Annotated in this window: 23 protein-coding genes; 8 read left to right on the top strand and 15 right to left on the bottom strand. The window is 61.4% G+C overall.

Going from position 1 to position 25,537, the window contains the following annotated elements; genetic code table 11:
- Window positions 1-62: 62 nt before the first annotated feature.
- A complete protein-coding gene (locus tag ACYVDM_RS24215; RefSeq protein WP_415792529.1) occupies window positions 63-413 on the bottom strand; it encodes an AzlD domain-containing protein in 351 nt (116 codons plus the stop codon).
- Window positions 410-1,129, bottom strand: coding sequence for an AzlC family ABC transporter permease (locus ACYVDM_RS24210; protein WP_415792528.1), 720 nt, complete (start codon window positions 1,127-1,129; stop codon window positions 410-412). Before ACYVDM_RS24210 ends, ACYVDM_RS24215 begins: the two co-directional genes overlap by 4 nt.
- Window positions 1,130-1,232: 103 nt before the next feature.
- Between ACYVDM_RS24210 and ACYVDM_RS24205 the strand changes: the two genes are divergently transcribed.
- From ACYVDM_RS24205 to cynS, 5 genes are all read left to right on the top strand, one after another.
- A complete protein-coding gene (locus tag ACYVDM_RS24205) occupies window positions 1,233-1,718 on the top strand; it encodes a GNAT family N-acetyltransferase (RefSeq protein WP_415792526.1) in 486 nt (161 codons plus the stop codon).
- 42 nt (window positions 1,719-1,760) lie between these two features.
- The gene (locus ACYVDM_RS24200) at window positions 1,761-2,090 is read left to right on the top strand and encodes a DHCW motif cupin fold protein (RefSeq protein WP_415792525.1); all 330 of its coding nucleotides are present in this window, start codon (window positions 1,761-1,763) and stop codon (window positions 2,088-2,090) included.
- 52 nt (window positions 2,091-2,142) lie between these two features.
- On the top strand, window positions 2,143-2,793 hold the full coding sequence (gene yfcF / locus ACYVDM_RS24195; protein ID WP_415792524.1) for a glutathione transferase: 651 nt from the start codon (window positions 2,143-2,145) through the stop codon (window positions 2,791-2,793).
- A gap of 139 nt (window positions 2,794-2,932) precedes the next feature.
- Window positions 2,933-5,455 carry a DUF3141 domain-containing protein gene (locus ACYVDM_RS24190; protein ID WP_415792523.1) on the top strand — a complete coding sequence of 841 codons (2,523 nt, stop codon included), beginning with the start codon at window positions 2,933-2,935 and terminating at the stop codon, window positions 5,453-5,455.
- Window positions 5,456-5,513: 58 nt separating this feature from the next.
- Window positions 5,514-5,957 (top strand): cyanase, encoded by a 444-nt coding sequence (cynS, locus tag ACYVDM_RS24185; protein WP_415792680.1) that lies wholly within the window; start codon window positions 5,514-5,516, stop codon window positions 5,955-5,957.
- Window positions 5,958-6,027: 70 nt separating this feature from the next.
- Here cynS and ACYVDM_RS24180 read toward each other — a convergent pair whose 3' ends face one another.
- The 3 genes from ACYVDM_RS24180 to tkt are packed head-to-tail and all read right to left on the bottom strand — an operon-like array spanning window position 6,028 to window position 10,289.
- A complete protein-coding gene (locus ACYVDM_RS24180) occupies window positions 6,028-7,221 on the bottom strand; it encodes a phosphoglycerate kinase (RefSeq protein WP_415792522.1) in 1,194 nt (397 codons plus the stop codon).
- Window positions 7,222-7,227: 6 nt separating this feature from the next.
- Window positions 7,228-8,238 (bottom strand): type I glyceraldehyde-3-phosphate dehydrogenase, encoded by a 1,011-nt coding sequence (gene gap, locus ACYVDM_RS24175; protein WP_415792521.1) that lies wholly within the window; start codon window positions 8,236-8,238, stop codon window positions 7,228-7,230.
- Between the two features lie 14 nt (window positions 8,239-8,252).
- On the bottom strand, window positions 8,253-10,289 hold the full coding sequence (tkt, locus tag ACYVDM_RS24170) for a transketolase (RefSeq protein ID WP_415792520.1): 2,037 nt from the start codon (window positions 10,287-10,289) through the stop codon (window positions 8,253-8,255).
- Between the two features lie 236 nt (window positions 10,290-10,525).
- On the opposite strand from tkt, the gene ACYVDM_RS24165 reads away from it, so the two are divergent.
- The gene (locus ACYVDM_RS24165; RefSeq protein ID WP_415792518.1) at window positions 10,526-11,266 is read left to right on the top strand and encodes a 16S rRNA (uracil(1498)-N(3))-methyltransferase; all 741 of its coding nucleotides are present in this window, start codon (window positions 10,526-10,528) and stop codon (window positions 11,264-11,266) included.
- Window positions 11,267-11,782: 516 nt separating this feature from the next.
- Here the strand turns inward: ACYVDM_RS24165 and ACYVDM_RS24160 are convergent.
- From ACYVDM_RS24160 to ACYVDM_RS24145, 4 genes are all read right to left on the bottom strand, one after another.
- Window positions 11,783-12,247: a barstar family protein gene (locus ACYVDM_RS24160; RefSeq protein WP_415792688.1), complete on the bottom strand. Its 465-nt coding sequence runs from the start codon at window positions 12,245-12,247 to the stop codon at window positions 11,783-11,785.
- On the bottom strand, window positions 12,244-13,407 hold the full coding sequence (locus ACYVDM_RS24155) for a patatin-like phospholipase family protein (RefSeq protein ID WP_415792846.1): 1,164 nt from the start codon (window positions 13,405-13,407) through the stop codon (window positions 12,244-12,246). Before ACYVDM_RS24155 ends, ACYVDM_RS24160 begins: the two co-directional genes overlap by 4 nt.
- A gap of 46 nt (window positions 13,408-13,453) precedes the next feature.
- Window positions 13,454-15,742, bottom strand: coding sequence for an NADP-dependent malic enzyme (locus ACYVDM_RS24150; protein ID WP_415792689.1), 2,289 nt, complete (start codon window positions 15,740-15,742; stop codon window positions 13,454-13,456).
- Window positions 15,743-15,838: 96 nt separating this feature from the next.
- Window positions 15,839-16,867: a hypothetical protein gene (locus tag ACYVDM_RS24145; protein WP_415792690.1), complete on the bottom strand. Its 1,029-nt coding sequence runs from the start codon at window positions 16,865-16,867 to the stop codon at window positions 15,839-15,841.
- Window positions 16,868-16,898: 31 nt separating this feature from the next.
- Between ACYVDM_RS24145 and ACYVDM_RS24140 the strand changes: the two genes are divergently transcribed.
- Window positions 16,899-18,053 (top strand): pyridoxal phosphate-dependent aminotransferase, encoded by a 1,155-nt coding sequence (locus ACYVDM_RS24140; RefSeq protein WP_415792691.1) that lies wholly within the window; start codon window positions 16,899-16,901, stop codon window positions 18,051-18,053.
- A 67-nt stretch (window positions 18,054-18,120) separates the two neighbouring features.
- Here ACYVDM_RS24140 and ACYVDM_RS24135 read toward each other — a convergent pair whose 3' ends face one another.
- Window positions 18,121-18,957 carry a lytic transglycosylase domain-containing protein gene (locus ACYVDM_RS24135; RefSeq protein ID WP_415792692.1) on the bottom strand — a complete coding sequence of 279 codons (837 nt, stop codon included), beginning with the start codon at window positions 18,955-18,957 and terminating at the stop codon, window positions 18,121-18,123.
- An 84-nt stretch (window positions 18,958-19,041) separates the two neighbouring features.
- On the opposite strand from ACYVDM_RS24135, the gene ubiD reads away from it, so the two are divergent.
- Window positions 19,042-20,586, top strand: a complete 1,545-nt coding sequence (ubiD, locus tag ACYVDM_RS24130) for a 4-hydroxy-3-polyprenylbenzoate decarboxylase (RefSeq protein ID WP_415792693.1) — start codon at window positions 19,042-19,044, stop codon at window positions 20,584-20,586.
- A 48-nt stretch (window positions 20,587-20,634) separates the two neighbouring features.
- Here the strand turns inward: ubiD and ACYVDM_RS24125 are convergent, their stop codons facing one another.
- From ACYVDM_RS24125 to ACYVDM_RS24105, 5 genes are all read right to left on the bottom strand, one after another.
- The gene (locus tag ACYVDM_RS24125; RefSeq protein WP_415792694.1) at window positions 20,635-21,006 is read right to left on the bottom strand and encodes a hypothetical protein; all 372 of its coding nucleotides are present in this window, start codon (window positions 21,004-21,006) and stop codon (window positions 20,635-20,637) included.
- A gap of 3 nt (window positions 21,007-21,009) precedes the next feature.
- Window positions 21,010-21,489: a phage holin family protein gene (locus tag ACYVDM_RS24120; protein WP_415792695.1), complete on the bottom strand. Its 480-nt coding sequence runs from the start codon at window positions 21,487-21,489 to the stop codon at window positions 21,010-21,012.
- Window positions 21,490-21,533: 44 nt separating this feature from the next.
- Entirely contained in the window at window positions 21,534-21,851 is a 318-nt protein-coding gene (locus ACYVDM_RS24115; RefSeq protein ID WP_415792696.1) for an ElaB/YgaM/YqjD family protein, read from the bottom strand.
- Between the two features lie 141 nt (window positions 21,852-21,992).
- Window positions 21,993-22,658 carry a hypothetical protein gene (locus ACYVDM_RS24110; protein ID WP_415792847.1) on the bottom strand — a complete coding sequence of 222 codons (666 nt, stop codon included), beginning with the start codon at window positions 22,656-22,658 and terminating at the stop codon, window positions 21,993-21,995.
- Window positions 22,659-22,824: 166 nt separating this feature from the next.
- Window positions 22,825-25,536 carry a nitrate reductase gene (locus ACYVDM_RS24105; protein ID WP_415792697.1) on the bottom strand — a complete coding sequence of 904 codons (2,712 nt, stop codon included), beginning with the start codon at window positions 25,534-25,536 and terminating at the stop codon, window positions 22,825-22,827.
- Window position 25,537: the final 1 nt, after the last annotated feature.

Here is a 25,537-nt window from a genome sequence, read left to right as displayed (position 1 = left end):
GGTGCATATGGGGTGGATATGGTGCAGGTGGTGGATAGCGCGCAGCGGACCAACACGGGTCCCTAGCCTCCCACACCCGCCAGCATCAACAACCCGCCGTACACGACCACGCCGATAATCACGGCCAAGCCCGAATTGCCCCACCGCCGAACGCTCAAGGCGGTTGCTAGCAGCCCACCGGCATAAGGCAAAAACTGAGACAGGCCCTGCAGGGCAAGGATGTCAGGCACGATCACGGCCGCCGCAATGCCCGCTAACAGGGCCGGTCCCAGCGCCGCCAGCGACGCCCCTTCGGCCAATCGCCGCCGCAGTCGGCTGCGGTTTGACAGCATGAACGGCAGGGCGCGCGTCAGATAGGTGATGACCGCCATCGCGATAACGGCGCCCCAAAAACCCAGTTCGCCGCCGATCATGATGTGCTCCGCAGACGCTGAAAGGCGCAGCCGACGACCGCCGCAGCCAGGATGGCCAGCGTGGTCTGCCCGAGCGCCGCGCAGACAGCCCCTACAACAAGGGCGGCAACAATGGCGCCACGCAGGGTGCGCGTCGCGCTTTGACAAACGAGCGCTAGAAATAACGCGGGCAACGCAAAACGCATGACCTGGGACAGCATGGGAAAATGGCGTTCCAGGCCATCGCCAGCATAAACACCGACGGCCGTGCCGGCGATCCAGGTGACCCATGCACCCAATCCCAGCAGCATCATCCAGCGATTTCGATAGGCAGGGTCGACGTGTTCAATGCGCTGAAAGGCCGTGGCAAACACTTCGTCGGTCAATAGAAAAGCCAACTTGAGTCGTGCACCCAACGGCTCTGGCAAAAAGCGCGACAACAGCGGTCCGTACAGCAGGTGGCGGGCGTTCAGTAGCGAACAGAGCGCGACAACCCATAGCCATGGTGTGCCTGCCTTGATGGAGGCCAACAGCAAAAATTGACTGGCACCGGCATAGACCAGCACCGAAATCAGTACCACCTGCAGGGGCGACAACCCCGTGGACAAGCCCGCGATCCCGAATGTCATGGCCACGGGGAAATACCCGATCATGACCGGCAGACACGCCCTCAAGCCCGCCCAGCTCGCCCCCGCCGGCAAAGCCAGATGGGGTTCGGAAACGGATGGACGACTCATGGGCACACTCCAGTCTTGACACGTCAACGCGCGGCATAATACCTCTTTGTATTCACATTCGAGCTGCAACGCCCTCTGGCGGGCACCCAAAACGGACATCACTGTGTTAACTATTATCAACGCCGATTTTCACAACCCCGCTCACGGCGACATGATTGTCGCGCTGCTGGACGAATACGCCCAGGACCCCATGGGGGGAGGCGCGCCGCTGTCCCCTCACACGCGTCGCCATCTGATCTCTGCGCTATCGCAGCGCCCCACGGCAGGCGCCTTGATCGCCTTGCTAGACGGCGTGCCCGCAGGATTGGCGATCTACTTCGAAGGCTTCTCGACCTTTGCCTGCCAGCCGCTATTAAATCTGCATGATTTCATGGTGGCTGCGCGCTTTCGCGGTCAGGGGGTTGCGCAACAATTATTGACTGCGCTGGACGAGGTGGCGCGACAACGCGGTTGTTGCAAGATAACTCTCGAAGTCCTGCAGGGCAATGAACCCGCGCGCGCCCTATATCGCAAGGTAGGCTATCAAGGCTACGAATTGGCCAGTGAAATGGGTCAGGCGATGTTTTGGCAAAAGAAAATGACGGCTTAGCGCAACAACAACAACAGCAACGCACCAGCAACGGAATCGCCCATGAAAATGCACGACATTCCTTTCGGCACCACCGATTGGCAAACGATCGCCCCCACCGAACACCCGGGAGACACCGGCATCGCCTATTGGCGCACGCGCCAATTCGGCGACATCCGCGTACGGTTGGTCGAGTATTCACCGGGCTATTTGGCCGACCACTGGTGCAGCAAAGGCCACATCCTGTTTTGCCTGGAAGGCGAACTGCACACTGAGCTCGAGGACGGTCGCAACTTCGTCTTGACTCCCGGAATGAGCTACCAGGTGGCCGACCAAGCCGAAGCCCACCGGTCATCCACATCGACGGGCGCGCGCCTGTTCATCGTCGACTGACACGAAATTTAGTGGCAAAATTTGCCTTTGCCCTCATCAGGAAAAGATTATCTTGGCCGACACGCTTGCCTCTCCCCTGACGCTCTACGTCGACGCGCGATTCGTGAGCCCCTATGCGATGTCGGCTTATGTTGCGCTGACGGAAAAGGGGCTGCCGGTCGAATTGCGGCTGGTTGACTTGGCCGCCGGCGAACAACGCATGCGGCCCTTTGCCAGCCGCGCCCTCACCAGTCGTGTCCCGGCCCTGACTCACGACACCTTTCACCTGTCCGAATCCAGCGCCATCATCGAGTATCTCGAAGACGCCTTCCCTGCGCCTGACTACCCTGCTCTATATCCGTCAGCGCTGCAACAACGCGCACACGCCCGCCAGGTTCAAGCCTGGCTACGCAGCGATCTGGCCGCGTTGCGCGAGGAACGCCCCACCGAAGTCGTGTTCCATGAAACACAGCCTGCGCCCCTGGGCGACGCAGCTCTGGCGGCAGCCGCCAAGCTCGTACGCGTGGCACAAGCTCTGCTGCCCGACGCTCGGCCCCAACTATTCGACAGTTGGTGCATCGCCGATACCGAACTGGCCTTGATGCTGCGCCGCTTGGCGGGGCCTGACGAGCTACCCGAGGCCCTGCGTGCCTACGCTGACACACAATGGCAACGCGCTGTCGTTCAGACCTGGCTGCAGTTCAATCAGGACGCGCGCGCCTAGGCAGACCCAACGCGCGTCTGCAATTTCATACAAAGCAATGTTGCATTGCAACATTTAATGCGCTGTAATGGGGTTTAGAGCATCACCAAACCCATCAGCGCCTGCTGCCCGGCGGACAGTCGCTTTACCGGAGATCGCAGTGGCCAAACCTGCCAACGATCGCAACGCCCCTGCCACCCTGCCATCCACCCCTTGGACGGCGGCCTACGATTACACGGTTGACACGCTGCAGCGCGGCGCCCTGTATTCGGACGTGATGCGCCAGCGCGGCAACCAGTATCACCGGCATATGGCCAAGCGCGCCCCGAATGTCCTCAGCATGAAATCCGAGCTGATCATGGATGGCCGCGAGTTCGATCGTCCGGTCAACTATGGATTGCTGCGTATTCTGCCGTCGTCCGATGTCGCCGTAGATCCCAAAAAGCGCCCGTTTTTAGTGGTAGATCCCCGCGCCGGGCATGGTCCGGGCATTGGGGGCTTCAAGCCCGAAAGCGAAATCGGCGTCGCTGTGCGTGCCGGCCATCCCTGCTACTTTGCGACGTTTTTGCCACGCCCCACCGATACTCAAACGGTGGAAGACGTGATGCGCGCCGAGGCGCGTTTCCTGGAAGAAATCATCGCTCTCCATCCAGAGTCGGAGGGCAAGCCGGTGGTGGTCGGCAATTGCCAGGCTGGATGGCAAATAATGATGACGGCCGCCATGCGGCCCGAGCTGTTTGGCCCCATCATCGTCGCGGGTGCGCCGCTGTCGTATTGGGCCGGCTGGCGTGGGATGAACCCTATGCGCTACAGCGGCGGATTACTCGGCGGCAGTTGGCTGACCGCCATGGCGAGCGACTTGGGTCAGGGCCGTTTTGATGGTGCCTGGCTGGTGCAGAATTTCGAGAGTCTGAACCCCGCCAATACGCTCTGGAGCAAGCAGTACAACCTGTACGCCAAAGTCGATACCGAAGCCTCTCGCTACCTGGAGTTTGAAAAATGGTGGGGAGGCCACGTCTTTCTGAACGAGCCGGAAATCCAATACATCGTCGATAACCTGTTTATCGGCAATCGCCTGGCAACGGCCGGCCTGGTCACGTCCGACGGCATCCGTATCGATCTGCGCAATATTCGTTCGCCGATCATTGTGTTTTGCTCCAAGGGCGACAACATCACCCCGCCGCCGCAGGCACTGGGCTGGATCCCGGACCTCTACCAGAATGATGCCGAGGTGCTCGCCCACGGCCAGACTATCGTCTATGCCGTGCACGAAAGCATTGGCCATCTGGGCATTTTTGTGTCGGGCTCCGTCGCCCGAAAAGAGCACCAGGAGTTCACGGACAACATTGACCTGATCGATGTGCTGCCTGCCGGCATTTACCAAGCCGAAATCGCAGATAAAACCCCGGAGACGCTCAACGCGGATCTGGCCGATGGCGACTATGTCGTGTCGTTCGCGCGTCGTAAGCTCGATGACGTGCGTACCATTGTGGCGCGTAACGAAGAAGACGACCGGCGATTTGCCGCCGTCGCGCGGATTTCGGACATCAATCTGGGCCTGTACCGGAGCTTTGTACAGCCTTGGGTGCGCGCCGCCGTCACCCCGCAAGTAGCAGAATGGATGCAACGCATGCATCCCCTGCGCTTGCCTTATGAGCTGCTCTCCGACCGCAACCCCTGGATCGCACCCATCGCGCAAGTGGCCGAGCAAGCGCGTGAACATCGCCGTCCCGTTTCTGCGGACAACCCCTTTGCCATGATGGAACGCATGGTCTCGAAAAACATCGAGGCCGGATTGAATATGTGGCAAGAGTTGCGTGACGCCGCCGGCGAGCAATTATTCATGAATATCTACGGCTCGCGCCTGGTGCAAGACTGGGCGGGTCTAGGCGCGCAGAGGGAGCACGCGCCTCGCAAGCATCCCGGCGTCTCACCCGAGCACCGCCATTTCATGGATGAGCGCACCGCTGAACTGCGTAGCCAGATCGATCAGGGTGGTGTGCGCGAAGCCGCGATCCGCATGCTGTTGTACGTCGCAAGCGCCGAAGGCAGCATCGATGAACGCAGCTTTGCCATGCTGCGCAAGATGCGCGCGGATGCGGACGCCAATCTCGCCTTGCAGGAGTTCAAGGACGTCGCACGCGATCAAGCACTGATGATGCAGCTGGATCGCCAAGGTGCACTGCAAGCCATGCCCAAACTGCTAGAGAGCGCATCGTCAGATGAAATCCGGCAGGCCTTTGGCACGATGCGGCACGTCCTGGAGGCGACTGGCCCCTTGAATACGCGTGCCCACGCCTGCCTGGAGGAGGTCGAAACCATTTTCCGCGACGCGGCTAAGCAGGCCGTCGCGCGTGAGCAAGATGGTCAGGATGAAAAACCCACTCGTCCCGTGGCAAGCAAGACGGCCGCTAAACCGGTACGGAAATCGGCTGGCAAATCCTTGGTGAAGCCCGCGACGACGTCCACTGCTAAGCGCACTTCCGCACCGGCTACGACATCTGCCACGAAATCAGCGACAAAGACGATCGCGGCAGCGTCCACGACGCTGTCGCCTGCTAAACCGGCGATCAAGCGCTCGGCCACCAAAGGCACCACCACTAAACGCGTCGTCACGAAATCGACGACCCAGGCCGCAACGCCTCGTTCACCCACGTCGCGCAGACGATCCACGGCGAAGTGACCCACGTACGACGCATCCGCTTCTCAACGATCTGCATCCAGAATGGGACTTGTCCATGATGACCCGCGCTGAAGTTACCGAACTTGTCGTTACCCAGAAGCTCAAAAAAGGCCTGAAATGGCCGGATATTGCCAAAGTCGTGGGGCAAAGCAAAGAATGGACGGCTGCGGCATTGTTAGGACAGATGACGTTGACGACGCAGCAAGCTCAAGCGGCGGGTGAGCTGCTTGAGTTACCTGAAGACGCAGTGCTGCAGTTGCAAGTCACGCCTTATAAGGGGTCATTGCCAAGCGCGATCCCGACAGATCCGTTGATCTACCGTTTTTATGAATTGGTGAACATCTACGGCACCACCTTCAAATCGCTGATCCACGAAGAGTTTGGCGATGGCATCATGAGCGCCATCGATTTCAAGATGGACCTGGAGCGCGAGAACGACCCCGCAGGCGATCGCGTACGCATCGTGATGAGCGGAAAATTTCTGCCGTACAAACAGTACTGACATAAGACAATCAGGGCGTCAGGCAAAAGCGCCTGACGCCCTGATTTGAGCGGCTTTACACGATCAGCGATTAGCTAGCGCGTTCTTCCAGGATGGCCACGGCCGGCAAGGACTTGCCTTCCAGGAACTCCAGGAAAGCGCCGCCACCGGTCGAGATATAACCGACCTTGTCAGCGATCGAGTACTTGGCGATAGCTGCCAGCGTGTCACCGCCACCCGCGATCGAAAACGCGGGCGATTCGGCGATGGCTTTCGCCAGGGTCTCTGTGCCGTTGGCAAACGCGTCGAACTCGAACACGCCCACCGGGCCGTTCCAGACGATGGTGCCTGCCTGTTGCAAGATACCTGCCAGCCGCTGCGCCGTTTGGGGGCCAATGTCCAAAATCAGATCATCATCGGCCACCGCATCGGCCGCCTTGACGGTAGCTTCGGCGTCGGCCGAAAACGACTTGGCGCACACCACATCCGTCGGGATGGGGACCTCTGCACCACGCTGTTTCATGATGTCGATCACCGTACGAGCCTGATCAACCTGATCGGGTTCGGCCAACGATTTACCGATGGACAAGCCGGCCGCCAACATGAAGGTATTGGCGATACCGCCGCCCACCACCAGTTGATCGACCTTGTCGGCCAGCGATTGCAGGATGGACAGCTTGGTCGAGACCTTTGAGCCCCCCACGATCGCCACCAACGGACGCTTGGGTTCATGCAAAGCACGGCCCAGGGCATCCAGCTCGGCCGCCAGCAACGGACCCGCGCAAGCAACGGGCGCAAAACGCGCGATGCCATGCGTGGTGGCCTCGGCGCGATGCGCCGTACCAAAAGCGTCGTTGACGTAGACGTCGCACAGCGCCGCCATCTTGCGCGACAAGGTTTCGTCGTTCTTCTTTTCGCCCGGATTGACGCGGCAGTTTTCCAGCAACACCACTTGGCCGGGATTGACCGTCACACCGTCGACCCAGTCCTTGACCAACTGGACAGGCATGCCCAGCAGTTGCGACAAACGCTGGCCCACACGGGCCAGCGAGTCAGCGTCGGTCAGTACGCCTTCGGTGGGGCGACCCAAGTGCGAGGTCACCATGACAGCCGCACCGCTATCCAGTGCCAGGCGGATGCCCGGCACCGAGGCGCGAATGCGCGTGTCTTCGCTGATCTGGCCCGCGTCGTCAAACGGCACGTTGAGATCGGCACGGATAAACACGCGCTTGCCATGCAACGCGCCAGCCTCGGCCAGCGCGGACAGGGTATTGACCTTGGCCATGGCGGATTACTTCGCCGACATCAGCGCGACAGTGGTGTCGAGCATACGGTTCGAGAAACCCCACTCGTTGTCGTACCAGGACGACACCTTGACCAGCTTGCCCGACACCTTGGTCAACGTCGAGTCGTAGGTGCTGGAGGCTGCGTTGTGGTTGAAGTCGACGGAGACCAGGGGCTCGGTGTTGTAGTCCAGGATGCCCTTCAGATCGCCTTCGGAGGCCGCCTTGAGGATACTGTTGACTTCGTCAACCGTGGTGTCGCGCTTGGCCACAAACGACAGGTCAACGAGAGACACGTTGATGGTCGGGACACGGATCGCAAAGCCGTCGAGCTTGCCATTCAACTCGGGCAACACCAGGCCCACGGCCGCGGCAGCGCCGGTCTTGGTGGGGATCATGCTCATGGTGGCCGAACGGGCGCGACGCAGGTCTTCGTGGTAGACGTCGGTCAAGACTTGATCGTTGGTGTAAGAGTGTATCGTGGTCATCAGGCCGCTTTCGAGGCCCAGTTTGTCGTGCAGCGGCTTGACCAACGGAGCCAGGCAGTTGGTGGTGCACGATGCGTTCGAGATGACAGTATCGGTGGCCTTGAGCACGCCGTGGTTCACGCCGTAAACAATGGTTGCGTCGACGTCTTTGCCGCCGGGAGCCGAGATGATGACTTTCTTGGCGCCGCCTTTCAGGTGCGCGCCGGCCTTTTCTTTCGAGGTGAAAAAGCCCGTGCATTCCAGCACGACGTCGACGTTCAGCTCGCCCCAGGGCAGTTCGGCCGGGTTACGGTTGGCCAACACGCGGATCTTGTCGCCGTTGACGACCATGTATTCGCCATCGACCTCGACCGTGCCGGGGAACTTGCCGTGGGCAGTGTCGTAGCGCGTGAGGTGCGCATTCGTCTTGGGATCACCCAGATCGTTGATCGCGACGATTTCGATATCGTGCTTTTTACCGGCCTCGTAGTGGGCGCGCAGAATGTTGCGGCCGATGCGGCCGTATCCGTTGATGGCGACACGAATGGTCATGACTAGAGCTCCTTTTACAAAACTTGCTTGACAGTCTCGGCTACCTTGTCGGCAGTCAGACCGAAGAACTTGAACAAGGCCCCGGCAGGCGCGGATTCGCCGTAACGGTCGATACCGACCACGGCGCCGTCCAGGCCTACGTATTTGTGCCACAGTGCCGTCGTACCGGCCTCGACCGCCACACGCGGCAAGCCCGGGGGCAGTACGGAGCGCTTCCAGTTGGTATCCTGGCTGTCGAATACGTCAGTGCTGGGCATAGACACCACTCGCACGGCGATCCCCTGCCCGGCGAGCTGTTCTTGAGCCGCCAACGCAATGGCGACTTCGGAGCCCGTGGCGATGATAACGGCACGAGCGCCTTCTGCGTCTCGCAGAACGTAACCACCGCGGACAATCGCTTTCAGCGTATCGGCATCGCGCTGCACGAACGGCAGGTTTTGGCGCGACAGCAACAACGCCGTAGGGCCACCCTCGTGCACATCCATGCCAATGCTGGCCGGACGCGACACGGCGAATCCCCACGCCACCGCGGTTTCAGCGGTATCGCAGGGACGCCACAACGACAGATTGGGAATCAGGCGCAGGCTCGACGCATGCTCGATGGACTGGTGCGTGGGACCGTCTTCGCCCAACCCGATCGAGTCGTGCGTAAACACATGCACCACGCGCTGCTTCATCAACGCCGCCATGCGAATGGCATTGCGCGAATAATCGGAGAACGTCAGGAACGTCCCCCCAAACGGCAGGTAACCCCCATGCAAGGCGATACCGTTCATGATTGCCGACATCCCGAATTCCCGGACGCCGTAATTGATGTGACGACCGAACTGGATGCCCTGCTCGCCAGCACGGACCGGGGCCACGCCCTTCCAGTCGGTGTAATTGGAACCGGTCAGGTCGGCCGAACCGCCCAGCAACTCGGGCAGAGCGGCCGCCAACGCCGTGATGGCGAATTGCGATGCCTTGCGAGTCGCGACCGTCTCGGCCTTGCTGTCGGTCGTCTGAATAAAGGCCTGCAGCGTGTCGGCGAAATCCGCCGGCAACTCGCCCTTCATACGACGGGTAAACTCGGCCGCCTCGGCGGGGTACTGCGCCGCATAGGCGTCAAATACCGTCTGCCAGGCAGACTGTGCCTGAGCGCCCGCCTCGCGCGAATCCCAGCCCTCGCGCACCGCTTGCGGGATCTCGAACGGCGCTGCCGTCCAACCCAGCGCGGCACGCGTCGCAGCGATCTCGTCGGCACCCAACGGGGCGCCGTGGACGTTGTGCGTACCCGCCATCGTAGGCGCGCCCTTGCCAATCACGGTGCGGCAAACGATCAGCGTGGGCTTGTCTGACTGTGCACGCGCCTGGGCAATCGCCGCATCCACCGCCGCTACATCATGGCCATCGACGCCACGGATCACATTCCAGCCATAGCCGTCGAAACGCGTCGCGGTGTCTTCGCCAAACCAATGTTCGACATGACCATCAATGGAAATACCATTGTCGTCATACAGCACAACCAGCTTGGACAATTTCAGTGTCCCCGCCAACGAGCAGGCCTCGTGCGAGATGCCTTCCATCAGACATCCATCGCCCGCGAACGCGTAGGTGTGGTGGTCAACGATGGACAAGCCCGGTTTGTTGAACTCGGCGGCCAACAAGGCCTCGGCAAGTGCCATGCCCACCGCATTGGCCAAGCCCTGACCCAATGGACCCGTGGTCGTCTCAACGCCGGCGGTAATACCGACCTCGGGATGACCCGGTGTACGCGAATGCAATTGGCGGAACTGCTTGAGTTCCTCGATAGGCAAATCGTAGCCGGTCAGGTGCAATAACGCGTAGACCAACATCGAGCCGTGACCATTGGACAGCACAAAGCGGTCACGGTTGGCCCAGGCGGGATCGACGGGATTGTGACGCAAATGGCCCAACCACAACGCCTGGGCGATTTCCGCCATCCCCATGGGAGCGCCGGGATGCCCCGAATTTGCTTGTTGGACAGCATCCATGGCGAGTGCGCGAATGGCATCGGCAAGGGCCAAGGGTTGGGCAGTGGATGGGCTCATGCGGAAAAGGCTCGTAGACTCCGGCCGGCCGAAAAACGGGGCCAGGTGAGAGGGTTTGAGAAGGTCATGATTTTAGCACCTGAGGATAACCCTAGCTGAGGCGGCCATGAACCCACCCCTCCGTTAATGCCTCACCGGCGCCCTGCCGCTCACCCCATCAGCGCTCGCCCCATCAGAATGGTAGGCTACGTTTTTGTGCTCGCCCGCGCCAGAACGCGCCCTGTTCGTCCCACCCCATGCCCTTACCGCGCTTTTTCTGTGATACCCCGCTTTCTCCCGGCGCCCACGTCTGCCTGCCCGATGCCCTGGCCCACCACGCCGTCCGCGTCTTACGCCTGCGTGATGGCGCCGCCATGACCCTATTTGACGGCACCGGCGGCGAGTACCCCGCCACGCTCAGCATCGACGGCAAAAGCGCCTGGGCCCAGCTCGGCGCCTATGACCCACGCGAGGCCGAGCTCGCCGGCAACGTCACGCTGGTACAGGGCCTGCCCTCAGGCGACAAAATGGACTGGGTCGTAGAGAAAGCCGTCGAACTCGGCGCGAGCCGCGTCTGTCCCATCGCCGCCCAGCGCAGTGTCTTGCAACTAAGCGGCCCCCGCCTGGACAAGCGCGTCGCCCACTGGTCCCGTATCGCCCAAGCCGCCGCCGAACAATGCGGCCGCAACCGCCTCATGCCCGTCGACGCCCCGCTCACCCTGCGCGACTGGCTCACCCAGGCCCCCACCGGCCTACGCCTGCTCTGCCATCCCGACGCCACCCCGACGCTCGCCGACGCCATCAGCACACTGCCCGGCAGGCCGCCACACGAGGCCATCTGTTTACTCGTCGGCCCCGAAGGCGGCTGGTCCGACGCAGAACTCACCCTCGCCGCCCAACACAACGTCCAACCCGTACGCTTCGGGCCGCGTGTTCTGCGCACCGAGACCGCGGGCATTGCGTTGATCTCCGCGGTGACGGCGTTACTTCAGTGGTGAAGCATCTCGGGGGCGTTGCTGGCGTAGTGTTGGGTACTTAAGACGCCGAGCGGCGCCGGTGTATAGCCACCGCCGGCCAGTTAGAGCGACGGGTAGTCCCGCGCAGCGGGACCTCGGCCCGTGCTTATGGGCCGAGCCGTTGCGATCTGGCCGGCGGTGGCTATACACCGGCGCCGCTCGGCTCGTGTTATGTACAACTTACGGATGCTGGTGTGCGTTGCTGGCGTAGTGATGGTTAACTTGCGATGTCCAGGGCCAGGGGGGCATGTATCAAAAGGCATATACCTGGAACAGCGACGGCCTGACGACCTGGGCATGCCATTGTTGTGAGTCCCGGTCGTGTGCGTATGGGTCGCGCCGGCCAGTTAGAGCGGCGGGTAGTCCCGCGCAGCGGGACCTCGGCCCGTGCTTATGGGCCGAGCCGTCGCGATCTGGCCGGCGCGACCCACACGCACACGACCGGGACGCCTCAAGGACCTCTGAGACCGCATGCCCTCCAACGCCACGCAAAAAAACTCACCCTTCTCCGTAGCGCGCCGCGGCAACCCCCGGCTCCGGATCAGGATGCTTGCCCGCATGCTCGATGATGTAGCAGAAAACTCGCCCGTTTTCTTCGGCAAATGTCACCACGTCCGAGCACACGGACTCGATCTGTGCGGCGTCGTCGGCCAATGCCGGATCGCCCGAATGCAACTTGACCAGCCACAACACGATGCCGACTTTTTGGTCCAGCACGGTGTCACACAGGCAGTCATACAGCGCATCAAAATTACCGCCGAAATAGACGGGAAAATCCACTGCCTTGGCGATGGCTCGCATTACCGCTGAGCGGCTACGAGCGCGGTCGCAATCGGCCGCCATGAACGCAAGTCCGCGTTCACGCGCAGCCTCCACCAGGGCCTCTTTCTGCACACCGTCATGATCGATCGCGCCACCACTGCTCAGTTGGCGCTGCAACGTAGACTGGCCATTTCGCGTCATGCCTGGCCCTCCTTGAAAAAAGCCTCAACTTCCTCGCTACGCCGCATCGTATCGGCATACCCCAGATCAATCAATCTCCGAGTGTAAGCACCTTCGAACAACAAATATGACATCAGCGCTCCACCACCTGAACGATCTGGGTCGGACGATACACCGAGTACGCGAAAAAGGGTACGGGCCTCAAGGGGCATTTCTGTCAAATAATCGAGCGCCAGCAAATCCAGCGACTGGCTAGGGGTCAACGTCAGCACGTCTACCCGTCGAAGTCCTCCTGCCACTGCGGGATCGTGCCCGATGTACGTGACCAATTCGTTAATGCGTTCCAGACGCTCGACATCCATCGACAGGCCGTCCAGAAAAAGACTGGACATCACGTGCCCCCCGACCTGCGCCAGGCTCGGATAAGGGGGGGCCTGCTCGCGTTTTTCGGGATGGGTGTCATCACGAAAACTAGTGCCAATAACCAACACCCGTTCGGCGCCTAAGTGGATCGCCGGGCTGATCGGCGCCAATTGCCGCATGGAGCCGTCGCCGCACCATTCCCACTGGCCCTGCACGTTGATAGATTGCGCCGGAAACACGAGCGGAATGGATGACGATGCCATCAGATGGTCGACGCCGAGGCGTACCGGCAGGGCACGCCGTAGCGAGCGATGCCAGGGATCAATGCTGTGGTTGGATTGGTAAAACGTCAAGTGCTCGCCGCTCGTGAAGCCCGAGGCGGTGATCGCCAGCGAGGTCAGGGCGTTGTATTGCAGATTGGCCTGCAGGCGGTTGAAATCCAGTGTCCGGGTGAGCAAGTCGGCCAAAGGACGGTTGTCCAGCAAGGAACGGGGGCGCTCACGGCCCAGTCCGGAAAACATCCAGCCCAGGGTCAGCAGGCCCAGCCAGCGAACCCCGGTTTTGATCAGGCCCGGTGCGTCGGCTCGATACACCATGTCGGTGCGCAGAGATTCCCATAGGCGTCGGATACGACGGACGGCCAGGTGAGGCCGATCGGCGCGGCAAGCCAAGGCTGCCGCGTTGATGGAGCCGGCGGAGGTACCGCAGATGATGGGAAAGGGATTACGAAAACCCGGGCGGTATTCTGGATCGAGAATGTCCATGATGGCGACCAGCGCGCCTACCTGATAGGCCGCGCGGGCGCCACCGCCCGTCAGCACCAGTCCAGTCGGGGAACTGGGCTGACAGAGAGCTTGCTGACTGCTATTTGACGACGTTCGCATCAACGACGACCAGGGCGGTCATGTTGACGATACGGCGCACGGTGGAGCTGGATGTCAGAATATGCACGGGCGCATTGGCTCCCAGCAAGAACGGCCCCACGGCCACGTTACCGCCGGCCGCCGTCTTGAGCAGGTTGTATGCAATATTCCCGGAATCCACGTTGGGACACACCAACAGGTTGGCGGAACCCTTCAGCGTGGACGACGGCAGGACGCGCATGCGCAGGGCTTCGTCCAACGCGCAATCGCCATGCATTTCACCGTCGATTTCCAGATCCGGCGCGGCCTCGCGCACCAGGGCCAGCGCCTCGCGCATCTTGGTGCCGGAGGACGAGCTGCTGGTACCGAAGTTGGAACGTGACAGCAGGGCGATCTTGGGCGCCAGGTTCAGGCACTTCATTTTTTCTGCGGCTGCAATCGTGATTTCAGCGATTTGTTCAGCCGTCGGATCGTCATTGACATGTGTGTCGACCAACGCGACCACACGCTCATCAAGCAGCACGATATTCATGGCGGCATAGACCTTGGCGCCGGGGCGCTTGCCGATGACTTGATCGATGAAACGCAAGTGCTCGGCATAGGTGCTGACCGTCCCGCAGATCATGCCGTCGACTTCGCCCCGATGCAGCATCATCGCCCCTATCAGGGTCAGGCGGCGACGCATTTCGACGCGCGCCATTTCCTTGCTGATGCCCTGACGACACATCATTTCCCAATAAGTCGTCCAGTACTGGTGGAATCGCTCGTCATATTCGGGGTTGGTGACCTCGACGTCCTCACCCAGGCGCAAACGCAGGCCGAATTTTTCGATGCGGGCGGCCAGCACGGCCGGACGACCCACTAGGATGGGCTTAGCCAGGCCTTCGTCGACCACGACCTGGACGGCTCGCAACACGCGCTCGTCTTCGCCCTCGGTGTAGACCACGCGAGCCTTGCCGCCATCGCGCACCAGACTCTTGGCGGTCGAATACAGGGGCTTCATGAATGCGCCCGAGTGGTACACAAACTGCTGCAATTGCTCGACGTACGCTTCCAGGTCGGCCAGCGGGCGGGTCGCCACACCACCATCCATAGCGGCCTTGGCCACGGCAGGTGCGATGCGGGTAATCAGGCGCGGATCGAAGGGTTTGGGAATCAGGTATTCACGACCGAAGCTGACGTCGTACATGCCATAGGCCGCCGCGACCACTTCGTTTTGCTCTTCTTGGGCGAGTTTGGCAATGGCGTACACGGCCGCCATTTCCATTTCACGCGTAATCGTGGTGGCCCCGACGTCCAGCGCGCCACGGAAGATATACGGGAAGCACAGGACGTTATTGACCTGGTTCGGGTAATCGGAACGGCCAGTCGCCATGATGATGTCATCGCGCACGGCATGCGCATCTTCGGGCATGATTTCCGGGTTGGGGTTGGCCAGCGCCAGAATGACCGGGCGAGCGGCCATGGCCGCTACCATGTCGGGCTTGAGCACACCGCCTGCCGACAGGCCCAGAAACACGTCGGCGCCCTCGATGACCTCGGACAGCTTGCGCAAATCGGTTTTTTGCGCGAAACGCTCTTTGTCGGGGTCCATCAAGGCAACGCGACCCTGATACACCACGCCCTCAAGGTCAGTCACCCAGATGTTTTCGACGGGCACGCCCAGATCGACGATCAGGTCCAGACACGCCAGCGCGGCCGCGCCGGCGCCAGAGGTCACGACTTTGACTTTGTCGAGATCTTTGCCCACAACCTTCAGACCGTTGATAAAGGCGGCCGACACACAGATGGCGGTTCCGTGTTGGTCATCGTGGAATACCGGGATTTTCATGCGTTCGCGCAGTTTGCGCTCAACGATAAAACACTCCGGTGCTTTGATGTCTTCGAGGTTGATCCCGCCAAACGTCGGCTCCAGGCCGGCGATGATTTCGACTAGTTTATCGGGGTCGGTTTCGTTGATTTCGATATCGAATACGTCCAGGCCGGCAAATTTTTTGAACAGGACGGCCTTGCCTTCCATGACGGGCTTGGAAGCCAGCGCGCCGATGTTGCCCAGGCCCAGCACTGCGGTACCGTTGGTAATCACACCAACCAGGTTACCGCGTGCGGTGTAACGCACGGCATTAACGGGGTCGGCGACGATCTCTTCGCACGCCGCCGCGACACCAGGCGAGTAGGCCAAAGCCAGATCTCTCTGGTTGGACAACTGCTTGGTCGGGGTGACGGAGATTTTGCCGGGGCGGCCAGACTCATGATATTCAAGTGCGGCTTTGCGAAAATTGGCATCCATAAGGCAGGGCTACTCGGTTAATCCACGGGAGTGGGGGATTCTAGCTTAGTAGGCAACAATCTTACTCTCCCGTCGCGCGAACCCGCAGCGCAACCGTCAATCCCCATACAAATCCAGGGGATCGAACGCGGTCTTGATGCGTCTTTCCAGCCGGCGGGCCGGCCCGACGGCGTCGGCTGGCACGGGAGGTAATGCCGTCCCCTGGCCAGCGGCTGGCCCTGCCCACGCCTCGCCCGGCGTCAATACCAGCGACTCCACCCAGGCCAGCGACCCACCGTGCCCCAACAGCAAATGCGCCAAGTTGACCTCAGCGGACTCGGCAGGCAGTAATGCATCCAGCCGATAGCGGCAGGGCCAACGGGATGCATTGCGACAAGTCACACTATCCGGCGAGTTCGAGAGCTGAAACAGCGCCGGTACCAAACGCTGCACGGTTGCTGAACGCAGGGGACGCAAATCGGACGCACCAAACGGTCCCAGCCTTTCGGTCGTACCGTCCGACAACAGCACATCGACGCCCACCAGACCGCTCGCGGCCGTCCTGCCAGGCACCCAACCATGAGCATGCGCCAGCCAGGCCGCCAGGGTCAATTCGGCAGGCGCGCCGCGGAACTGAGACAAGCCGGCGTCGGCGAGATCGCCTAATCGGCATCCGGGCTGCGCAAGCCACTGACCGGCGTCGGACTCGGACGTCAGCGTGTTCAACAATGATGGATCGACGTATAGCACCGGGGAGCCGTCTTGCGTGTCAAGAACAGGATCCAACGGAGCGGGATCAGCAGAAGGGGAGTCAGCAGAGGCGGGATCTTCGGGTGTGAGATCAGTAAACGCGGGAGCGGTGCGTGCGGGATCGACAAATATAGGACCCGGGACCGTAGATGCGAGCGCGGCGCCGGCGTCATCAAGGCCGTCCAGTAACAATGTCACGCCATACTCGGCGCACAGCGCTCGTGCATGGCGTACATCATCGAGCCAGGCCGGTACCAGCCGGAGACGGCACGCCGATTCATTCCCCAGGCTCTGCACCCGCCCCTGCACCCCGCGCGCCAGACGCTCGCGAAAGGCTTGCCAGGGCGTCAGCGGCGTTTGCCGGCCAAACAAAAATGCGCGCCGCGATGGCTGCATCTACAATTCCTTTTTCGTTACGAGAACTACCATGTCGCGCCTTGCATCACGCGTCCAACAATTCCTCACCTTTCACGCCGTCGAGGTCTTTAAAGAAGCCCAGGCGCTGCAAGCCATGGGAAAAGACATCATCAGCCTCGGGATTGGTGAACCGGACTTTACCGCGCCCCCACAAGTCGTGGAAGCCCTGGAGCGTGCGGCACAAGCCGGCCTGAGCGGATACAGTGCCCCGGCCGGTCTGGCCGCGTTGCGCGAGGCCATTGCCCAATTCTACGCAACGGAATTCGGCGCCAAGGTCGACCCCGCGCGCATCATTGTCACCGCCGGGGCCTCGGGCGCATTGTCGCTCGCCTGCGCAGCATTGGTCGACACCGGGGCGGAAGTCCTCATGCCTGACCCCTCGTATCCGGCCAACAGCAATTTCATTCTGGCCGCGGGTGGTCGCCCGCGCCTGATCCCCAGTACCGCGGAAAAGCGGTTCCAGTTATCGGCACAAGACGTGCGAGACCATTGGACACCCGAGACACGCGGCGTCCTGGTGGCCTCGCCCAGCAATCCCACCGGCACCAGCATCGCGCGCGATGAGTTGGCCGATTTGCTGCACGCCGTACGCGAACGCCAGGGTTTTGCCATCGTCGATGAGATTTATCTGGGGCTCAGCTATGAAAACCAGGCGCGTTCTGCCTTGACGCTGGACGATGACATCATCGTCATCAACAGTTTCTCAAAGTACTTTCACATGACGGGATGGCGCCTGGGCTGGATGATCGTTCCCGAGCGCCTGGCCGGACCCATCGAAAAAATGGCCGCCAGTCTGGCGATTTGCGCACCAACACTGGCACAGCACGCCGCCGTGGCGTGCTTTGCGCCCGACACACTCAAGATTTACGAACATCGTCGCGAGGCGTTCAAACAGCGTCGCGACTATCTGCTGCCCGAATTCGAGCGCATGGGGCTGCATGTCCCCGTCAAACCCGACGGCGCGTTCTACATCTATGCAGATATTGCCGCGCAAGGTGTCGATAGCGTGATCTTCGCAAAGCGATTGCTGCACGAGGCCGGCGTCGCGGCGGTCCCCGGACTGGACTTCGGTCCGGCTCACGGCAACCACACGATGCGATTCTCGTACGCTACCGGACTGGACCGTTTGCAGGAAGCCGTGCGCCGCATCGGCACCGTGCTCTGAAACGCAGGGAAAACGCGTAAAAAGTGCTCGCTTTGAATCTGGTGCAAACCAGATTCAAAGCGCGTGATCAATCACGCGCCAGGGCAATACCGGCCGCCAACGCCAGCCGGCGACGTTCTGCCTGCACCTTGGCACCATAGCCGCCATCACTGGGGCCGGTCGCGCCGACATAGCAGGCCAGACCAGCGTCGACCGAACCACGTCGCGTGATGCAGTCTTTCAAAATGGTACTGCCGACCCGGATATTCGACGTAGGATCAAGCGCAGTCGCGCCCTCACCCAGTTTCTCGAATTTGTCCTTGTGCACACGCGTCATGACCTGCATCAGGCCCTGAGCCCCTACGGAGCTTTCCGCAAAGGGGTTGTAGCGAGACTCGATCGCGATCACCGCCAACAGCAGCAGCGGATCCAGCTCTTTTTCGCGCGCCACCTTGTAGGTGGTATTGATCAAAACACCTGTCGCGTCATACGCCACGCGGTACTTGCGCGAGATATAGTTGCGCAATGCCTCCGCCTGCGGACTGGACACCGTATTACGTGCCACCTTTTTGGATGGAGCCGGGGGAAAATCCGTGCGTAGCGGACCCAGAAAACCAGTGGCGTTACTGGACGGCGCAGCAGGAATCGCCATGACAATCGCCGAAGGGGTGTCATAGACAAGGGGATCGCCACTGGCATCGACAAGCGAGCCGGACGGCATGGATGTAGGCGCTAGGGCGGTCAACAAGGCTTTGTGCACCTGCAAGGCCTGGTCGCGCAAACCGGGCACAGCAAGACTCATACTGACAGTCACAATGACCGCAATACCCAAATAGGTACAGCAGATACGCAACCATTCAGCAATACGGTGGTGCACTCCTTGGGCCGGCTGATGAAAGATGCCGGCCACTGACGCATCGGGCATGAAGGCCTCCCGCGTAAAGAGAAGAACGTTGGATGTTAACCTCTGTTTACGCTCGAAAATGTAACGAATTGACCTGGATCTGTAGTGAAATACCGCGACTTGAGAGACTTTTTACGGCAATTAGAGCAACGGGGCGAACTCAAACGCATCGCCACGCGGGTCTCGACGCACCTCGAAATGACCGAGATCGCCGACCGTGTCCTGCGTGCCGAGGGCCCCGCCCTGCTGTTCGAAAACGCCACGCACCATGGCGCGCCCGCCGGCATGCCCGTGCTGGCCAACCTGTTTGGCACGCCCAAGCGTGTTGCCTGGGGAATGGGTGCCGAAGACGTCAGCGCGCTCCGTGAAACTGGGGAACTACTGGCCTCGCTGCGCGAACCCGAGGCACCGCGCAATCTGCGCGACGCCTTCGGGAAAATCTCCATGCTGAAATCCGCGCTCTGGGACATGGCCCCCAAGCGCATACGCAGCCCCGCCTGCCAGGAGATCGTCTGGGAAGGCAACGATGTCGATCTGAGCCGACTGCCCATCCAGACCTGCTGGCCCGGTGACGTCGCGCCCCTCTTGACGTGGGGCCTGGTCATCACGCGCGGCCCTCATGCCCGCCGCCAGAATCTGGGGATTTATCGCCAACAGCCGATTGCGCCCAACAAGCTGATCATGCGCTGGCTGTCGCATCGTGGCGGCGCGCTCGATTTTCGCGAACATGCACGCGCCTATCCGGGCACACCGTTTCCAGTTGCCGTGGCGCTGGGCACCGATCCCGCCACCATTCTGGGAGCCGTCACACCCGTCCCCGACAGTCTGTCCGAATACCAGTTTGCCGGCTTGTTGCGAGGCTCTCGCACCGAAGTCGCCCAGGCCCTGGGCAGCGAGCTTTCCGTGCCCGCCTGGGCCGAGATCGTGCTCGAAGGCCATCTGCTCCCCACGACCGATCCGCGCGCGGTCGCGCCGACTGTCCCCGAAGGGGTCACGCCCCCGCCGCAGACCGGCTACGAAATGGCCCTCGAAGGCCCCTACGGCGACCACACGGGTTATTACAACGAACAGGATTGGTTTCCCGTCTTTACAGTGGATCGCATCACCCTGCGCCGCAACCCGGTCTATCACTCGACCTACACGGGCAAGCCGCCCGATGAACCGGCGGTACTGGGAGTCGCGCTCAACGAGGTGTTCGTGCCGCTCTTGCGTCGTCAATTACCCGAGATCGTGGATTTCTATCTGCCGCCCGAGGGCTGCAGTTACCGAATGGCAGTAGTGTCGATCCGCAAACAATACGCGGGCCATGCCAAGCGGGTGATGTTCGGCGTATGGAGTATCTTGCGCCAGTTCATGTACACGAAATTCATCGTCGTCGTGGACGAAGACATCGACGCCCGGGACTGGAAAGAAGTCATCTGGGCCATCACTACGCGCATGGATCCGGTGCGCGACACCGTCATGGTGGAACGCACCCCGATTGATTACCTGGATTTCGCCTCGCCGGTATCCGGCCTGGGCGGCAAGATGGGGCTGGACGCGACCAACAAATGGCCAGGTGAAACCGACCGCGAATGGGGTCGCCCCATCACCATGGACGCAGACGTCAAACAACGCGTGGATGCGATGTGGGGAGAACTGGGGCTGTAGTGGCCTGATTGACAACGGCCTGCTTTATAAGGGCCTACTTTAGTGCCACTAGGCGTCGCGGTCGGCGTGGGCCCCGGCCTCAAGCTTGCTGCCGCGCCAAGCCTTGAAGGCCTGCCAACCCAGTAAGGCGCCGCCTGCCAATTTGAACAAGCCCGCACGTTTACCGCGCCCCATGATCAAGGCGGATAACGTAGAGCTGACAAAAGGATAGCGCCGCGCCAGCGTAAAGCCTTGCCACATCAGACGCGACACATTGCCTTTGGCCAGGCTCGGCAGCCAGCGCTTGAGCAAACTGCCCGGCCGGACCGAGCGACTCGCCGCGGCGATATCTTGTGCCAGGGACTCTCGCTCTAAGGCTGCACGCGCGCGCAGCAATTCAATACGGACAGCGCGATCCATGGCGGTCGGAGATTTTGCCATCGTTTAGCTCCGCCCTCGTCGAGAGGTCACGCGACGAGCCTGCAACTCGCGTTCGTCTTGTGCTTCTTGTTCGGCTTTTTCGGCCTGCTCGGCGTGATCCGCCTCGGCCTGAGCAGCCCGCACACGGTCCAGCAGATCGGCATCGCGGCCCAGTTCTTCAATAGTGGCCGAAAACGGCGTGGCACCGAACAACAGCTCGCGGCGTATCAGCCATAACAGCACGATGCCGATCAGGGCATACACCCCCGCCAGCAGGCCCAGCGCCACATAACGGTCCTCGGTGGGCCAAAACGCCACCGCGATCGTGACCGTGAACACCAACACGGCCAAGGTCACAAAGAGCAAGGAGGCAAACGCCATACCCAGCAACTTGATCAGCCGCGTTTTTTCTTCGGCGGCCTCAAGAGAGAGTAATTCCAGACGCGTGCGCAGCAACCCAAGCAGGGTGCTCCCTACGCCAGAAATAGAGGTACGCAATCCCATAAATAGACAAGACCAGGCCAGCCGATCAAGGCCGGCCCATGTCTTTAACGGCGAGCGATCAACAGGCCGAGCAACAGGCCCGCCATACCGGCGGCGCCAATCGCCTGCCAGGGATTGTCGTGCACGTAATCATCGGTGGCACGCGCCGCCTTGCGACCACGTTCCAGCACGGCGTCTTGCGCATCGTATAGGGCTTCGCGGGTACGTTTGAGCGACACCATCGCCCGATCACGCAACTCGGATGCTTTGTCGCCAGAACTGGAGGCGGCCTCGCGCAGCAGGTCTTCTGCATCGCTCAGGCTGCTTTTCACGCTGTCGATGAGTTTTTCTTTAGCGGCTTCGTCTGAACGTCGTGTAGTCATAAAAGCTCCTCTGAGTATGTCGCGATGAGTTCATCATACCAGCCTGCCAGCGCGCTCGCTGCAAGACAAATATGACGTCCAACCTTCCACCTTGTACATAGGGGCACCCTCGCCAATCACAAGCCCCCCTTCAATCTTGCGCTATCTGACCTGCGTAATTTCCACGGCAGACTTCACGCCACTCTGGTCAATGTCCTGGCGCATCACCAGGCTCACGTCCGGGCAATACCAGTCGGTTACCGTCGTCTTCATACCGGGAATGGGTAGTGTCAATCCCTTGAATGTGGCCATCGTGGGATCGGTATCACGGCTATAACGAATCGGCCAGCACGATTGGCGCCCCAATGCCGTATCCAGCGAGGCCTTTGCGCCGACGGTTTTCTCGCCGATGCGCACCACGGTACTGGGCTGCCCGCCTACGGGCGCCTCTTTACCGATATTGAGCCGATAGGTGGCGCCGGGCATGCGTTGCCCCTGCCCCGTGATCTGCCGGTCGTAGGCAAACAACCCCAGCATCCGTAAATCAAATTGCCCCTCGGACCGCGGCTGCTCGCCCGCCTGGGCATATCGCACAAAGGTGGCTTGCCCTTGCTTGATCGTCATCAGATAATCGAGCTTGGACTGGCTGGCCGGCAAACCGGCATAGCTGAACATGGCCGTCCCCTGTACCCGCGCGCGGCAGTTTGCCGAGTCCGTCTTGGAGACCTCTGTAAACCCCAGATCGGCCCCCAGCTTGAGATTGCCCGATCCGGTGAGCTGTACGGCGCCCCCGTCATGCATAAAGCGGGCATCGCATACCCCGGCCATCGCGGCCGGCGTGACCAGACTGGCGCATCCCGCCAAGACCCAAAAAGAAAAATTTCGTGTCACTACGCAAGACTCCAGGAAACGCAAAAAAAAGTCGTGGCACCAATACCAGACGGATTGATGCTACACCGTTTACGCATGTTTCACGTTTCAAGCCGTGTGTAATTCAGGCGGTATGCAATGCAGCAAGACGACGAACTTCCGGCATGCACGAGCCGCAACCCGTGCCACACCCCAATTTGGCCGTGAGGCCCTCGGCATCCAGGCCGGATTGCGTGCCCGCCAGGATCTCCTGCTCCGTCACACCGACGCAGGCGCACACCGTACGCGAACGCGGCACCGCCTGGTTACGTCCCATCAGCAGCATGGCCACGCTGGCCGGTGCCGCGCCTCCTTCGGCCCAGGCCAGCAAGCCATCATGGGCGCGCACATCGCCCGCCAGCAAAAATGCCGTCGGCAGGCCATCCTGCAACCGCACCCGTCGCAGGACGCCACGCGACGGGTCGTCAAATGCCGCGTCGGGCTTCTCCAGTCCCAGCGCCTGGGCCAGGGCATCCAGCACATGGTCGGGCGGCGGCGAATCGGCTGCCAAACGCAATCGAACCCCCGGTCCGACGGCGCAGGGCAGCACCACGGCATAATCGAAACGACGCAACCAGGGCGCCAATTGCGCTCGCAACACCGATGGGTCTCCCGCCAGCCATCCCATGACCTGCCATGGCAAATGCGCGGGCGCGATGGCCACCGCCGCATGCTTGAGCTCGGGCTGGCGAGATACGGGATCGCGAGCGGGATTCGTCAATGCATTCACGCCCAGGCCGGCCATAAAGGCACTGCCCCAGTGCATCGGCAAGAAAACATGGCCTGGTCTGAGCGCATCGTCGGCACGCACCGGCAACACCATCGAACCGCGACGCGACTTCACGCGCGCCAGGCTACCTGCTTGCAACTTGGCGCGCTCCAGGTCAATCGGATGCAGCGATAACCAGGGCTCCTCGACATGCCGCGTCAGCGCCGCGGACAAGCCTGTTCGCGTCATGGTGTGCCAGTGATCGCGTAATCGGCCCGTCGTTAATCGCAAAGGGAAAGGCGCCGACACTGCCTCGGCGACGGGCATATAGCCCGTATCGTAAAAGCGCGCGCGTCCATCCGCTGTCGCAAACTGCCCATCGGTGTACAAACGCGCCGTCGATACGCCATCGCGATACGGCCACTGCACGGGTCCCGTGCGATCCAGCAAGGCGTAGTCCACCGCGCTGTAATCCAGATCGCGCCCTGCCGTCGTACGCGCATGCTCGGCAAACACCGCGCTTTCATCGGCATAATCGAACAAAGCTCCCTTACCGGGCGCGATCAATCGCGCCAAACGTTGCGCCACCCCCACGGCCAATTGCCAATCCGGCCGGGCATCACCGGGCGGCGGCACGGCGCTGCGCACGCGACTGATACGACGCTCGGAATTCGTCAACGTGCCGGATTTTTCCGGCCAGGTCGCCGCAGGCAGCACCAGATCAGCATAGGCCAGCGTTTCAGTGCCCGCATAGGCCTCCTGAACGATCACGAACTCGGCCCTTTGCAGCGCCGCGCGCACCTTGGCTTGATCAGGCAGTGACTGGGCTGGATTGGTGGCCGCGATCCACAGCACCTTGATCTGCCCGTCGAGTACCGCGTCGAACATTTCCAATGCGGGCTTGCCGGCCGTCTCGGGTAATTGGTCTACGCCCCACAACGCGGCGACCTCCTGGCGATGCGCCGATATACCCGGGTCTCGATGACCTGGCAGCAACGTCGCCATCCCGCCGGCCTCTCGCCCTCCCATGGCATTGGGTTGCCCCGTCAGGGAAAATGGGCCCGCCCCCGGACGGCCAATCTGCCCCGTCGCCAGATGCAGATTGATTAACGCGCCGTTTTTGGCCGTGCCGCTACTGGATTGATTCAGTCCCATCGTATACAGCGACAGCGCCGCACCCGCCTGACCAAACCAGCGCGCCGCCAGCGCGATATCGGCCGCGGGCACGCCGCACACGTCCTGTGCTGCCCGCGGCGTGAACTCCTGCACGCGGGATTTCAGGGCATCAAAACCTGCCGTGTGCGCGGCGATATACGCCGCATCAATCAACCCGTCCCACACCATGACATTCAACATGGCATGGAACAGCGCGACATCCGTGCCTGGCACGATAGGTAAATGCAGATCGGCCAGCGCCGTGGTATCGGTGCGACGTGGATCGATCACGATGATCTTCATCTCTGGGCGCGCAGCCTTGGCGACCTCGAGCCGGCGAAACAGCACCGGGTGGGCATAGGCCATATTGGAACCCGCAATCAGCACCGTGTCGGCCAACTCCAGGTCGTCATAGCAGGCAGGCGGCGCATCAGCGCCCAGCGTCAATTTGTAGCCCGAGACCGCGCTGGACATGCATAAACGTGAGTTGGTATCGATGTTGTTCGTACCGACCAATGCGCGCGCCAACTTATTGAAAACCGCGTAGTCCTCGGTGAGCAATTGACCCGACAGATAAAACCCCACCGAGTCGGGCCCGTACAACTGAATGGCAGTCGCCAGCTTGCCTGCCGCGAGATCCAGGGCATCCGACAATGGGACCGGCGAGCGCTCGCGACCGCGCTCGGGGCGCCATTGCGCACGCAGCACGCGGGCCTCGTCACGCCGAACGGTATCGGCCAGCATCAGGCCCTTGCTGCACAGTTTTCCGCGATTCGCCGGGTGATCGGGATCTCCCTCGACACGCAACACGCGCGCGTCCTGCGCCGTCACACGTACCCCACAACCCGTGCCGCAATAGCAGCAAACCGAACTCACGGTGCGCTCGCCCGTCGCCCCCGCGCGCGTCCCCAGATGCAGCGACACCGTATCCATG

The organism is Bordetella tumulicola (genome assembly GCF_054779135.1).
The sequence above is the reverse complement of the archived record's forward strand: the minus strand, read 5'-3'. Positions and strand labels throughout refer to the sequence as shown.

Excerpts from the sequence above, each read along its gene's own strand:
- ACYVDM_RS24210 (WP_415792528.1), bottom strand. The coding sequence starts at position 1,129 with ATGAGTCGTCCATCCGTTTCCGAACCCCATCTGGCTTTGCCGGCGGGG.
- tkt (WP_415792520.1), bottom strand. The coding sequence starts at position 10,289 with ATGAGCCCATCCACTGCCCAACCCTTGGCCCTTGCCGATGCCATTCGC.
- ACYVDM_RS24215 (WP_415792529.1), bottom strand. The coding sequence starts at position 413 with ATGATCGGCGGCGAACTGGGTTTTTGGGGCGCCGTTATCGCGATGGCG.
- gap (WP_415792521.1), bottom strand. The coding sequence starts at position 8,238 with ATGACCATTCGTGTCGCCATCAACGGATACGGCCGCATCGGCCGCAAC.
- ACYVDM_RS24160 (WP_415792688.1), bottom strand. The coding sequence starts at position 12,247 with ATGACGCGAAATGGCCAGTCTACGTTGCAGCGCCAACTGAGCAGTGGT.
- ACYVDM_RS24110 (WP_415792847.1), bottom strand. The coding sequence starts at position 22,658 with ATGGCCGGGGTATGCGATGCCCGCTTTATGCATGACGGGGGCGCCGTA.
- ACYVDM_RS24105 (WP_415792697.1), bottom strand. The coding sequence starts at position 25,536 with ATGGATACGGTGTCGCTGCATCTGGGGACGCGCGCGGGGGCGACGGGC.
- ACYVDM_RS24180 (WP_415792522.1), bottom strand. The coding sequence starts at position 7,221 with ATGGCCAAGGTCAATACCCTGTCCGCGCTGGCCGAGGCTGGCGCGTTG.
- ACYVDM_RS24150 (WP_415792689.1), bottom strand. The coding sequence starts at position 15,742 with ATGGATGCCAATTTTCGCAAAGCCGCACTTGAATATCATGAGTCTGGC.
- cynS (WP_415792680.1), top strand. The coding sequence starts at position 5,514 with ATGACCCGCGCTGAAGTTACCGAACTTGTCGTTACCCAGAAGCTCAAA.
- ACYVDM_RS24115 (WP_415792696.1), bottom strand. The coding sequence starts at position 21,851 with ATGACTACACGACGTTCAGACGAAGCCGCTAAAGAAAAACTCATCGAC.
- ACYVDM_RS24140 (WP_415792691.1), top strand. The coding sequence starts at position 16,899 with ATGTCGCGCCTTGCATCACGCGTCCAACAATTCCTCACCTTTCACGCC.
- ACYVDM_RS24165 (WP_415792518.1), top strand. The coding sequence starts at position 10,526 with ATGCCCTTACCGCGCTTTTTCTGTGATACCCCGCTTTCTCCCGGCGCC.
- ACYVDM_RS24120 (WP_415792695.1), bottom strand. The coding sequence starts at position 21,489 with ATGGGATTGCGTACCTCTATTTCTGGCGTAGGGAGCACCCTGCTTGGG.
- ACYVDM_RS24125 (WP_415792694.1), bottom strand. The coding sequence starts at position 21,006 with ATGGCAAAATCTCCGACCGCCATGGATCGCGCTGTCCGTATTGAATTG.
- ACYVDM_RS24145 (WP_415792690.1), bottom strand. The coding sequence starts at position 16,867 with ATGCAGCCATCGCGGCGCGCATTTTTGTTTGGCCGGCAAACGCCGCTG.
- ACYVDM_RS24200 (WP_415792525.1), top strand. The coding sequence starts at position 1,761 with ATGAAAATGCACGACATTCCTTTCGGCACCACCGATTGGCAAACGATC.
- ACYVDM_RS24135 (WP_415792692.1), bottom strand. The coding sequence starts at position 18,957 with ATGCCCGATGCGTCAGTGGCCGGCATCTTTCATCAGCCGGCCCAAGGA.